The organism is Phytopseudomonas seleniipraecipitans, from assembly GCF_900102335.1.
Taxonomy (GTDB): domain Bacteria; phylum Pseudomonadota; class Gammaproteobacteria; order Pseudomonadales; family Pseudomonadaceae; genus Aquipseudomonas; species Aquipseudomonas seleniipraecipitans.
Window position 1 is genome coordinate 127,338 of sequence record NZ_FNBM01000001.1, and the last position, 12,309, is coordinate 139,646.

General features: G+C 61.4%; 11 protein-coding genes. 6 read left to right on the plus strand and 5 right to left on the minus strand.

Annotated elements, in window-relative coordinates; all coding sequences use genetic code 11:
- Positions 1–59: 59 nt before the first annotated feature.
- The 4 genes from BLS60_RS00610 to BLS60_RS00625 are packed head-to-tail and all read right to left on the minus strand — an operon-like array spanning position 60 to position 4,058.
- Positions 60–998, minus strand: coding sequence for a 2-hydroxyacid dehydrogenase (locus tag BLS60_RS00610; protein WP_092363492.1), 939 nt, complete (start codon positions 996–998; stop codon positions 60–62).
- A 14-nt stretch (positions 999–1,012) separates the two neighbouring features.
- Positions 1,013–2,518 (minus strand): tripartite tricarboxylate transporter permease, encoded by a 1,506-nt coding sequence (locus BLS60_RS00615; protein ID WP_092363495.1) that lies wholly within the window; start codon positions 2,516–2,518, stop codon positions 1,013–1,015.
- A gap of 10 nt (positions 2,519–2,528) precedes the next feature.
- Positions 2,529–3,029 (minus strand): tripartite tricarboxylate transporter TctB family protein, encoded by a 501-nt coding sequence (locus BLS60_RS00620; protein ID WP_092363498.1) that lies wholly within the window; start codon positions 3,027–3,029, stop codon positions 2,529–2,531.
- Positions 3,030–3,086: 57 nt separating this feature from the next.
- Positions 3,087–4,058, minus strand: coding sequence for a tripartite tricarboxylate transporter substrate binding protein (locus BLS60_RS00625; RefSeq protein WP_244153337.1), 972 nt, complete (start codon positions 4,056–4,058; stop codon positions 3,087–3,089).
- Positions 4,059–4,561: 503 nt separating this feature from the next.
- Here BLS60_RS00625 and kdgD point away from each other — a divergent pair.
- The 5 genes from kdgD to BLS60_RS00650 all read left to right on the plus strand — a co-directional run bounded on the left by kdgD (position 4,562) and on the right by BLS60_RS00650 (position 10,894).
- Positions 4,562–5,473, plus strand: coding sequence for a 5-dehydro-4-deoxyglucarate dehydratase (kdgD, locus tag BLS60_RS00630; RefSeq protein WP_070881253.1), 912 nt, complete (start codon positions 4,562–4,564; stop codon positions 5,471–5,473).
- Between the two features lie 177 nt (positions 5,474–5,650).
- Entirely contained in the window at positions 5,651–6,694 is a 1,044-nt protein-coding gene (locus BLS60_RS00635) for a LacI family DNA-binding transcriptional regulator (RefSeq protein ID WP_092363501.1), read from the plus strand.
- Positions 6,695–7,109: 415 nt separating this feature from the next.
- Positions 7,110–8,465 carry an MFS transporter gene (locus BLS60_RS00640; protein WP_092363504.1) on the plus strand — a complete coding sequence of 452 codons (1,356 nt, stop codon included), beginning with the start codon at positions 7,110–7,112 and terminating at the stop codon, positions 8,463–8,465.
- Between the two features lie 77 nt (positions 8,466–8,542).
- Positions 8,543–10,099: a galactarate dehydratase gene (gene garD / locus BLS60_RS00645; RefSeq protein ID WP_092363507.1), complete on the plus strand. Its 1,557-nt coding sequence runs from the start codon at positions 8,543–8,545 to the stop codon at positions 10,097–10,099.
- 348 nt (positions 10,100–10,447) lie between these two features.
- The gene (locus BLS60_RS00650) at positions 10,448–10,894 is read left to right on the plus strand and encodes a YybH family protein (protein ID WP_070881257.1); all 447 of its coding nucleotides are present in this window, start codon (positions 10,448–10,450) and stop codon (positions 10,892–10,894) included.
- 6 nt (positions 10,895–10,900) lie between these two features.
- Here the strand turns inward: BLS60_RS00650 and BLS60_RS00655 are convergent, their stop codons facing one another.
- Positions 10,901–11,461 (minus strand): tetratricopeptide repeat protein, encoded by a 561-nt coding sequence (locus tag BLS60_RS00655; protein WP_092363510.1) that lies wholly within the window; start codon positions 11,459–11,461, stop codon positions 10,901–10,903.
- Between the two features lie 290 nt (positions 11,462–11,751).
- Between BLS60_RS00655 and BLS60_RS00660 the strand changes: the two genes are divergently transcribed.
- Complete coding sequence (locus BLS60_RS00660; protein WP_092363513.1) at positions 11,752–12,309, plus strand: helix-turn-helix domain-containing protein; 558 nt, start codon at positions 11,752–11,754, stop codon at positions 12,307–12,309.

Sequence of the window (12,309 nt, forward strand, 5' to 3'; positions counted from 1 at the left end):
CAGATGCTCCGGCTCACCCGCAACGAGCGGCAGCCCCGGTGTGCGGGGCTGCTTCACGCTCAGAAGGCAGGAGTGCGCACCTGGCCCTCGTTGAAGAATGCACGCAGGTTTTCCAGTACCAAATCCTCCATCGCCTCGCGCGTTTCCACGGTGCCGCTGCCCATGTGCGGGGCCAACACCACGTTGTCCAGGCTCAAAAAAGCCTGCGCAATGTTCGGCTCGTGCTCGAATACGTCGAGCCCGGCGCCGGCGATTCTGCCCTCGAGCAAGGCCTCGAGCAGCGCCGCTTCATCGACCACCGAACCGCGAGAAACATTCACCAGATAGCCATTGGGGCCAAGGGCCTCTAGCACGCGCGCATCGATCAGGTGATGGGTGTCGGCACCGCCTGCCGCGGCAATCACCAGAAAGTCGCTCCAGCGCGCCAGCTCGACCAGTTCCGGCTCGAAGCGATATGCCACGCCGTCGGCGCGGCGGCGGTTGGTGTAGGCGACCTGCATGTCGAAGCCGCTGGCGCGCTTGGCCACCATGCGCCCGATCTGACCGAGGCCGACAATGCCCAGGCGTTTGCCGCTCAGGCGGGTGGTCAGCGGGTAGCGCGCTTGCTGCCATTTTCCGGCCCGTACGTAGCGATCAGCCGCGCTGAGTTGCCGAGCACAATCGAGAAGCAGCGCAAAAGCCAGGTCGGCGACGCAGTCGCTAAGGGTGCCAAAGGTGCCGGCGACCTGGATGCCACGTTGCTGCGCGGCCTCCAGGTCAATCTTGTCGAGGCCGACGCCGCGGCAGGAAACCACTTGCAGCGCCGGCAGGGCAGCCATGATCGAGGGCATCACACCGGTTGGCGCAGCGGTGGCGACCCCGGTGATTCGCTGCCCGTGTTGCTCGAGGTAGCCCGGCGCATCCGCCTGTTCCCACAGGCGGTGAATCTGGAAGTCGGCGGCCAGAGCGGCATCCAGTTTGGGAGAAAGCGGGCACATCTGCAGAATTTCAGGGGGCATGCGTGTTCCTCCGCTCAGGAGCCGATAACGGCGCGGTTGTTGGGGTTGCGGGACTTTGCAAATTCCTTGTAGGCGGTTACAGCCACGACAATCAGGGTGCCCAGGAGCACGAATCCGGAGATCGGCTCGGTGATGAATGGCATCAGGTCACCCTGGCTGCTCATCAGGCCACGGCGCAGGTTGACCTCGATGATCGGCCCCAAGATGAAGCCCAGCAGCAGCGGGGTCACCGGAATCGAGGCCTTCTTCATCAGCCAGCCGATCAGCCCGAACAGCAGCATGCAGCCCACGTCGAACAGGCGATTGTTGATCCCGTAGGCACCAATGACGCAGAGCATCATGATCAGCGGCAGGAGAATGTGCTTGGGCACCGAGAGCAGGCGCACGAAACCGCGCATGAAGCTGAACAGGCCTACCACCATTACCAGGTTGGCGATCACCAGCGCGGTGAAGATCCCGTAAACCAGCAATCCCTGGGTTTCGAACAGCATGGGCCCTGGGGTGATGCCATGGATCATGAAGCCCGCCAGGAGGATGGCGGCGGTGTTGTCGCCGGGGATGCCGAGCGTCATCAACGGCACCAGCGCGCCGCCTGTCGAGGCATTGTTGGACGACTCGCTGGCCACCAGGCCTTCGGTGACACCCGTGCCGAATTTCTCTGGGTGCTTGGAGTACTTCTTGGCAGCCCCGTAAGCCAGCAGGTTGCACACCGAACCACCCAGGCCGGGCAGAATGCCGATCGCGGTGCCGATGACCGAAGAGCGCAGCCAGTTACCAAAGTGGCCAAAGCCTGCGCGCAGTGAAAAGCCCATCTGACGCAGGTTGAAGTTGGCCGTGGCGGGCGCCTGGCTGCTGTCGCGAGATTCCGCTTCTTCCAGCACCTGCGACACCGCGAACAGGCCGATCAGTGCGGGGAGCAGGGCGATGCCGCCATCGAGCTCGGCCCAGCCGAAAGTAAAGCGCGGGAACGCGGTGATGGGCGCCATGCCGACGAACGCGATCACCAAGCCAATGGCCGCCGCGCCGAGGCCGCGGGCCAGCGAGCCGCCGCTGAGCCCGGCGACCAGTGTCAGTGAGAACAGGGCGATGGCGAAGTATTCGTAGGGGCCGAATTGAAGCGCCACCTCGGCGAGCTTCGGTGCGATCAGGAACAGCACGCCGAGGCTGAAAACACCACCGAAGAACGACGACAGGATCGACACCGACAGTGCTTTGCCAGCCTGGCCCTGCGCAGCCATCGGGTGGCCGTCGAAGGTGGTGGCGATGGAGGACGGCGTGCCGGGAATTTTCAGCAGGATCGCTGAAATCAAGCCACCGGAGGTGCCACCGATGTACAGGCCCATGAGCAGCGACAGGCCATCTACCGGAGACATGGCGAATGTCACGGGTAGGAACAGGGCGACGCCCATGGTCACCGTCAGGCCGGGTATCGCACCGATGATGATCCCCAGCAGCGTGCCGCCGGTAATCAACAGCAGGGTCTGCATGTTGAGTACGGAGAGAATGCCTTCTATAAGCATGTGGTGCTCCTCAGCCCAGGATTCCCGCGGGCAGGCTGATATCGAATAAATTGACGAACAGGTAGTAGAAGCACGTCGCCGGCAGCGCGGCGATCAGCGCGAACTTCAGGTAGGCACGCTTGGCATCCTTGGCCAGGATCAGCATCTGCGCGAACCCGTACAGCGCGGAGGCGGGCAGAAAGCCCAGCGGATCGAGCAGGGCCATGTAGATGACCATGCTGATGACGCTGGCCGCCACGGCGGGCAAACCCACTAAACCGGATGAGGTGGTCTGTTGTGATTCGGTCGTTTCGGCTTCGGCGGCGCGGGGTTGCCGCCAGCTATCGATCAGCAGGGCCAGGCCCACCACCAGCAGGAGCCCAGCGGTGAGGCGCGGCACGAAGGCCGAGCCGACGCCGATGGCTGCGAACTCCTTGATGTTCATGCAGGCCCAGAACAGCAGGGCGCTGATGGTCAGAAAAAAGATGCCGGTATACCGGTCCGGGCTGGGTAGTCGTTTCGCTACACGCATGTTTTCTTCCTCGTCATGACGGCCGCCTGGCCCACGGAGCCCAGGCGGCACGGCGCATCACTGCCCAGTGAACAGCTTCTGGAACTGCTGGAAGTAGCTGTACTGCTTGTCCGCGTAAGCGGTCGCTGCAGCCGGCGCCATGTAGGTAGGCGTGAGGAAGAATTTCTTGGCTTCCTGCTGATACTCAGGGTTCTCCACGACTCGTTTCACCGCCGCCGAGAACTTCTCGACAATTGGCTGCGGTGTGCCCTTGGGCATGGCGAAGAAGAAGAACTTGTTGAATTCCAGCGGGAAGCCCGCTTCGCCGGTCGTCGCGACATCGGGCATCAGCGGATTACGCTCCGGCGAGAGCAGGCCGAGGTTGATGAAGTCGCCGGAGCTGAAATAGTCCTTGGCGATGCCGTACTGCACGTTGATCAGGTTGATCTTGTGGCCACGCAGCGCGACGATCTTCGCCGAGTTGCCGCCGACGTCGACTAGGTTCATGTCGATGCCCAGTTGCTTCTGCATGGCAACGCCGACCAGGTGCGGATAGCCGCCGGTGAGCATGCCGAAATCCACCTTGCGTGGATTGGCTTTGGCGTACTCGACGAGCTCGGGCATTGTCTTGAACGGCGCGTCTTTATGGGTCGCCAGCACGGTGGTGTTGTCGAGCAGGGCGATGGCGACCATTTCCATGGAGTCGATGCCAACATCGACCAGCCCGGCGAGCTTGGGAACCATGGCCTCGCCATGGAAGAACATCGCGGTGTAGCCGTCTTTCTTGGCCGACATCACGCGGCGCATGCCGATCGTGCCTCCGCCGCCGTCGACGTTGACGACCACCAGCGATTGGCCCAGCTCTTTTTCCAGGTACTTGTTGAACAGCCGAGCATTGGTGTCGGTGTCCCCACCCGGAGCGACGGGGACCACGACCTGGACGGTTTTGTTGGGGTATTTGTCATCAGCCTGCACATAGCCGGCTGATGCGCTGAAGGTGAGGGCGGCCAGCAGGCCGAATGTGGTGAGTAGGGCATTGTTTCGCATCATCGTATTTTCCTTCTCTTGTTATTGTGCAGCGAGGATGGCGCTGAAGCGGGTTTCTGAATGGGCGGTTTACAGCAAGATTTTTGGGTGTTTTATCGGCTGCCTCTTCGAGGCGTTAGTGGGTGGAAGCAGGGGGCTTGCTTGACCAGATGGCGGTTGGCATTTGTGCTGAAGCGCCCCTCCGAATGTTCAATCTGCGATTGTTGTCATACGACTGGCAGGTCGCCGATGACTGCTTTAGCAGCCGCTACCTGCCATTTACTGGTTGGCGATAAGCAGCTTTCAGTCAATCTAAAGTAAGGATTTGCCAATGTAATTGGACATTTGCGCAGGTTTTTGCTGTTTTTTGGACAATTCATTGGATTCTGCAGTTATCCGCAGGACGACCCGGTAGCGACAATAAAAATGTCACAGAGGCTTGGATTATTTTTAGTTGTACGATAACGTATGACTTCAGGGCCAGCGTTGGCCGCCTCAAGCATTTGTCTCGAAAGGGTGTAAGAAGAATGACTCCACAAGAACTAAAAACCGTCCTCTCCTCCGGCCTGCTGTCCTTCCCGCTGACCGACTTCGATGCCGCTGGTGAATTCAACCCGGCTGGCTACGTTCGTCGTCTCGAGTGGCTGGCCCCATACGGCGCCAGCGCTCTGTTCGCAGCCGGTGGTACCGGTGAATTCTTCTCCCTGGCTGCTGACGAGTACTCGTCGGTGATCAAGACTGCCGTCGACACCTGCTCCGGTAGCGTGCCAATCCTCGCTGGTGTGGGTGGTTCCACTCGCCAGGCGATCCAGTACGCACAGGAAGCCGAGCGCCTGGGCGCCAAGGGCCTGCTGCTGCTGCCGCACTACCTGACCGAAGCTTCGCAGGAAGGTGTTGCCGCTCACGTCGAGCAAGTCTGTAAGTCGGTGAAGATCGGTGTGGTTGTCTACAACCGTAACGTCTGCCGCCTGACCGCTCCGCTGTTGGAGCAACTGGCCGAGCGTTGCCCGAACCTGATCGGTTACAAGGATGGCCTGGGCGACATCGAGCTGATGGTGTCGATCCGCCGTCGTCTGGGCGACCGACTCACTTACCTGGGCGGTTTGCCGACTGCTGAAGTCTACGCAGCGGCCTACAAGGCACTGGGCGTACCGGTTTACTCGTCGGCGGTGTTCAACTTCATCCCGAAAACCGCGATGGACTTCTACCACGCGATTGCCCGTGAAGATCACGCCACCGTGGCCAAGATCATCGATGACTTCTTCCTGCCGTACCTGGATATCCGCAACCTGACAGCCGGCTACGGCGTGAGCATCGTCAAAGCTGGCGCGAAGATCGCCGGTTACGACGCAGGCCCGGTTCGTGCACCACTGACCGATCTGCTGCCTGCCGAGTACGAGCAACTGGCTGCGCTGATCAAGAAGCAAGGTCCGCAGTAAGCGTTTAGCCTTTTCAGGCTGCACCGCAAAGCCCAGGCGCCATCGCCTGGGCTTTCTGCTTTCTGCTTTCTGCTTCTGGAGCTGGCGCTGATGACTCGGCGGTGAATGCCTGCCGCTAGTGGGTGGGGCGCTTGGCTGGTTAAGATGCAGTTTCTCTCACGCAACCCACGGCCCCTCATGGCAAAGAAATCCTCCCGCTCTGCATCCTCGTCCTCGCCAGTGAACAAGGGTGCGAGCATCACGCTGATCGACGTGGCCAAGGTGGCCGGCGTTTCGCCGATCACCGTGTCGCGCGCCCTGCACCGGCCTGACGTGGTCAGCGAGGATGCACGCAAGAAGGTCCTGGAAGCGGTGCGCGTGACCGGCTATGTGCCGAACATGCTGGCCGGCGGCCTGGCGTCGAACAAGAGCCGCCTGATTGCCATCTTCGTGCCGACCATCGCGCACTCGATCTTCGCCGAAACCGTGCAGTCGCTGATGGATCACCTGACCGCTGCCGGTTACCAGACCATGATCGGTCTGACGGGTTATTCCGCCGAGCAGGAAGAGCGATTGCTCGGCGCCGTGTTGGGTCGCCGGCCTGACGGCATCGTACTGACCGGTACGCTGCACACCGAGGAAAGCCGCCTGCGTTTACAGGCCGCTGGTATTCCGGTTGTCGAGGCGTGGGAGCTGGGGGTATCGCCGATCGACATGCAGGTGGGCTTCTCCCATGAGAAGGTTGGTCAGGCGATTGCCAGCCACCTGCACGGCAAGGGGTATCGACGTTTCGCCATCGTTTCGGTCGACGATTCGCGCGCGCTCAAGCGCGGCAGCAGCGTGGTCGCGCAGCTCAACGCGCTGGGCGTGGAAGAGGTGCCGATGGCGGTTCTGGCAGCACCGGCCACCTTGCAGAGCGGTAGGGAAGGGCTACGCCAGTTGCTCGACGCCGGGCATCAGCCGCAGGTGATCGTCTGCAGTTCGGACACGGTGGCCCAGGGAATCCTGGCCGAGGCGGCATGCCAGGGCATCGACATTCCCGGGCAACTGGCGGTGATGGGCTTTGGCGACCTGTCCAGCGCCGCTCATTTTCACCCGGCGCTGTCGACGGTGAATGTGGATGGTGCGCGCATGGGCAAGCTGGTCGCCAGTGCCCTGTTGCAGCGTTTTCGCGACGACTCGGAGCTGCAGCCGGTAAGCCTCGATACCGGGTTTACGCTGGTCGATCGGGCCACTACCTGACCTCTCATCAGACAACTGACAACGTAACAAGAAATTACTTGAATGATTGCGCAATCATAGTACAGTCGGCTCTGTAGCGAACTGCGTGGTGCCTTTTTAACTGCCGGATTGATTGCGCAATCATAGAATTGCCGGTTACCGAGCGGGGGCGCCGTCAGCCAATAAGGATAATAAAGCCGTGAATATCAGTATCCGCACACCGTCTCCATGCCCCGCCGCGGGCCGTTTCCGTCTGCGCGCGTGCGCGCCACATGCCTTGAGACCCAGCCCCGGTTTCAGGATGGCTGCTGCCGCGGGCTAACCCGCCAGCCGCGACCCTTTCAAGCATTCACGATCCGCCCACGGGCGGCCGGCGCGTCCGTACGCGCCTGTCGGCAACCGTTAGCAATAAAAACAACACTTGAGGTGAATCTCCATGGGAGACGCTAAGAAGACCCACGTCCGTTACCTGATACTGCTGATGCTGTTTCTGGTCACGACGATCAACTACGCGGACCGCGCGACCATTGCGATCGCGGGCTCCAGTATGCAGAAGGATCTGGGCATCGATGCGGTAACCCTCGGCTATGTATTCTCGGCGTTCGGCTGGGCTTACGTGATCGGTCAGATTCCAGGCGGTTGGCTGCTCGACCGTTTTGGCTCCAAGCGCGTATATGCCGCCGGCATTTTCATCTGGTCGCTGTTCACCCTGTTGCAAGGATTCGTCGGCATGATGCCGGTGGCCTGGGCCGTGGTGACGCTATTCGTGCTGCGCTTCATGGTCGGCTTTGCCGAAGCGCCCTCGTTCCCCGGTAATGCACGCATCGTCGCGGCCTGGTTTCCAACGGCAGAGCGGGGCACCGCTTCGGCCATCTTCAACTCCGCGCAATATTTCGCCACCGCGCTGTTCGCGCCGCTGATGGGCTGGATCGTCTACGCCCATGGCTGGGAGCACGTGTTCGTGGTCATGGGGGTGTTCGGTATCCTGTTCGCCGGGCTGTGGATGAAGACTATCTACAACCCCAAGGAACACCCACGCATCAGCGCCGCGGAGATCGAACACATCGCCAGCAATGGCGGCCTGGTGGACATGGACCAGACGAAAAAGAGCGACGGCGGGCCGAAGTGGAATTATATCGCCCAGTTGCTCACCAACCGGATGATGATCGGCGTTTATCTGGGCCAATACTGCATCAACGGCATCACCTATTTCTTCCTCACCTGGTTCCCCGTTTACCTGGTGCAGGAGCGTGGCATGACCATCCTCAAGGCCGGCTTCATTGCTTCGTTGCCGGCGATCATGGGCTTCGTGGGCGGCGTGCTTGGCGGGGTGATCTCCGACTGGCTGCTGCGCCGTGGCCACAGTCTGACCCTGGCGCGCAAACTGCCGATCATCGGCGGGTTGCTGTTGTCGACCAGCATGGTGCTGTGCAATTACGTGTCGGCCGAGTGGATGGTCGTCGGTTTCATGACCCTTGCATTCTTTGGTAAAGGTCTCGGTGCACTCGGCTGGGCCGTGGTATCGGATACTTCGCCAAAGCAGATCGCCGGCCTGTCCGGTGGCCTGTTCAACACCTTCGGCAACATCGCGTCGATCACCACCCCGATCGTCATCGGCTACATCATCAGCGCCACCGGTTCGTTCAAGTGGGCACTGGTGTATGTCGGTGCCAACGCGCTGGTGGCGGTGTTCAGCTACCTGTTCATCGTCGGCCGTATCCAGCGCGTCGTGCTGAAGGATGAAAACGGTCTGGCGATCAACGATCAGGCGTCGCCTACGCTGGCAACCTGACTCCGCTTATGGCCTTGCCTGGCACCGGCAGGCGAGGCCTCGAACATGTCAAGACAACAAGAAAAGGATTAGCCCCCATGGAACTCATTCAACATCTGGACTCCCCGCGTTACATCCGCCTGCACCCCGAAGACAACGTCGGCGTGGTGGTGAACGAGCAGGGCGTGGCAGCCGGTGGCCGCTTCGCCGATGGTCTGGAAGCGCTGGAAGGTATCCCGCAAAGCCACAAGGTGTCGCTGGTGGCGATTCCCGAAGGTGGCAACGTGGTGCGCTATGGCGAGGTAATCGGCTACGCCCTCAAGCCGATCGCCGCTGGCACCTGGGTGACCGAGGCCGTGCTGCGCATGCCCGAGCCGCCTGTGCTGGACAACCTGCCCAAGGCGACGATCAAGGCCCCTGCGCCGGCGCCGCTGGAAGGCTACACCTTCGAAGGCTTCCGCAACCCGGATGGTACGGTCGGCACGCGCAACATCCTTGGTGTGACCACCACCGTGCAATGCGTGGTCGGCGTGCTCGACCATTGCGTGGACCGCGTGCGCAAAGAACTGCTGCCCAAATACCCCAACGTCGACGACGTGGTCGCGCTGTCGCACAGCTACGGCTGTGGTGTGGCGATCAACGCGCCTGATGCCGTGGTGCCGATCCGCACCCTGTACAACATCAGCCGCAACCCCAACCTCGGCGGCCAGGCGCTGGTGATCAGCCTGGGCTGCGAAAAGCTGCAGGCCAACCAGTTGATGGATGGCGACCAACTCACCAACGGCATGAACGAGGAGGACTGGCTGTTCCGCCTGCAGGACTCCAGCACCGGCTTCACCGGCATGGTCGAAGAAATCATGGCGATGATCGAGACGCGCCTCAAGGTGCTCGATCAGCGTCGCCGTGAAACCGTCCCGGCCTCAGAGCTGGTTGTCGGCATGCAGTGCGGCGGCAGCGATGCGTTTTCCGGCATCACCGCCAACCCGGCGCTCGGTGTGGCATCGGACCTGCTGGTGCGGGCCGGCGCCACGGTGATGTTCTCGGAAAACACCGAGGTGCGTGACGGTATTCATCTGCTGACGCCACGGGCCGCGACCCCGGAAATCGCCGATGCGCTGATCCGCGAAATGGACTGGTACGACCGTTATCTGGAACGCGGCATGGCTGATCGCAGCGCCAACACCACGCCAGGCAACAAGAAAGGCGGCCTGAACAACATCGTCGAAAAGGCCATGGGTTCCATCGCCAAGTCGGGCAACAGCCCTATTGTCGGCGTCGTCTCGCCCGGCGAGCGGATTCGCGGCAAGGGCCTGTACTTCTGCGCCACACCGGCCAGTGACTTCATCTGCGGCACGCTGCAACTGGCGGCGGGCATGAACCTGCACATCTTCACCACCGGTCGCGGCACGCCCTACGGCCTGTCCATGGTGCCGGTGATCAAGGTGGCGACCCGCACGCAACTGGCCGAGCGCTGGCCGGACCTGATCGACGTCGATGCCGGGCAGATCACCTCGGGCCGCATGACCCTGGATGAAATGGGCTGGCACATCTTCCAGCTGTACCTGGATGTCGCCAGCGGCAAGAAGCAGACCTGGGCAGAGAAGCATCGCCTGCACAATGATCTGGTGCTGTTCAATCCGGCTCCTGTAACCTGATTACAGGCAGGCCTAAGACCCGTTACACCGCTGCTGCGGTGTAACGGGTTTCTGTTTATAGGCCGCAGTGGCATGCCGCTCGGCTTAGGCGCGATGGGTCAGAAGCCCTGATGCGTTCTCTACCTTGAGCAATACCCGGTGCGCCACAAGCGCGCCGGTCCTTCCTTATTACCGCCTCTTGCCGGTACGCGCGTTGAAAGCGCCTTGCCGTTCTGCAAGTCATCTGTACCGATCCCGGCCCGAGAGGGCATTGGTCGCCTTGAGCTATCCCGGTCACCCATAGGGCTAGAGTTGATTTACCTCGGAGCGAACATGCGCCCGAGCGTAATCAACGACTGGAGGATAGCGATGAATACCATCACCCAGAATGCGGCGGATCACGTCAGTATCGAACAGACGCTGAACCGTTGGAGCCAGGCCGTCAGCGACAAGGATCTGCCCCGTATCGGCGAGCACTACAGCAGTGATGTGTTGGCGTTCGATGCGGTAGGGCAATTGCAGTTCAAGGGCCGCGACGCCTACATGGCTCATTGGCAGGCGTGTATGGCCACGTGCCCGGGCCCGACCTTGTTCGATATGCAGCAACTGCATGTCGAGTTGGGGCAGGATCTTGGTTTCGGCCATTTTCTTTGCCACTGCGGCGGGACAAACGAGCAGGGCGAAATGCAGTCATCGTGGCTGCGGGTCAGCCAGGGCTATCGAAAGCAGAATGGCCAATGGCTGATCGCCCATGAGCATTTCTCCCTCCCTTTCGACATGCTCACGGGGCAGACGGCGTTCAATTTGCAGCCTTAAAGGCGGTCAGGCGCCTGGTTTGCTGTCCAGCGCTTTGCAGCTGGCCGCGTAGTTCTGCCGGCAAGCACTTTGGAACAGGCGGCGCGCCTGATTCGGGTCGCGCTCAACGCCCTGAATGCCGCGCATATAAAGGTTGCCAAGAATATGCTGGGCCATGGGGTTGCCGCTGCTGGCGGACTGGTTCAAGTACTTGAGCATGGCCTGCGGATTACCGAACTCCGGGTTGTCGCGCCCGGTGTACAGGTAGGCCAGGCTGACAGCCGCCTCGGCATGGCCGCGATCTGCCGCCTGCTTCCACCAATATTCGGCCTGCTTGAGGTCCTTCTGTGGCTTGCCCACGAAGTAGAAGCTGCCAAGCTTGAACTGGCTGTCCAGATCGCCGCGCTGTGCCAGGCTGCTCAGGCGCTGAAAATCGTCCTCGCTGGCCTGCTGTTCAGGAGTGGCGCCAGTGGCGGGCCCCTGGGTGGTGGGCGTTGTGGCAGCATCATCGCGGCTGGCGCAGCCGGCAATCAGAAACGTGGCGAATGCCAATAGCAAGGCGGTGGCGAGATGGGAAAGTCGGGTCATGCGAGGGCTCCTGGGCAACGCGAGCTGCGTTTTATCTGGCCGGTTACGTCATGTGCTGGCCAGCGTTTCGATTGTTGTCGATGTTCGACCCGTTCGCCGCTTAACCGTTCGTTCGCTTCGTAGCGGAGTCGTGACAGGCGATCCATGCCTTGCCTAATGAAATTAATGCTGTATTTTTTCACGGATGATAACGGCGCAGTCAGAGGCATCGGTTGGGGCAAGCTGATCGACCGATGGCCCCGTGCAGGGGCGTATTGTGAGGCTTGCGACAGCACAGCCAGGATGGTGGCATGGACATGCAGGAAGAAATCGAAGGTTTGGCGATCCTGATTCGCGACCTTCGCAAGCACAAGAACCTGACCCTGGGTGAGCTGGCGGCGCGGATCGGGCGTTCGGTAGGCTTTCTGTCCCAGGTGGAGCGCGGTTTGTCACGCCCGACCGTGGCCGACCTGACCGCCATTAGCGAAACCCTTGGCGTGCCGACTACTTACTTCTACAGCCCCAGCAAGCCGCGGGCGCTGCCCTGGGTCACCCGTCCCGCTGAGCGCCGAACGCTTTATTACGCCGGAGGCATCACCGATGTCCTGGTCTCGCCCAGCATGTCGGCCGGCTTCGCCATGCTGGAAAGCCATCTGGCACCCGGCGCCACCAGTGGCGAAGGCCACCTGGACGACAGCTCGGAGCAGGGCGGTTTCGTACTTGAAGGGCATTTGAGCATCTGGCTGGACGACCAGCCAGAGCCGGTCACCCTCGGCCCCAACGACAGTTTTCAGCTGCCGCGTCACAGCCATTTTCGTTATGCCAACCTTACCGACCAGCCCGCACGGGTACTCTGGGTGTTCCGCTGA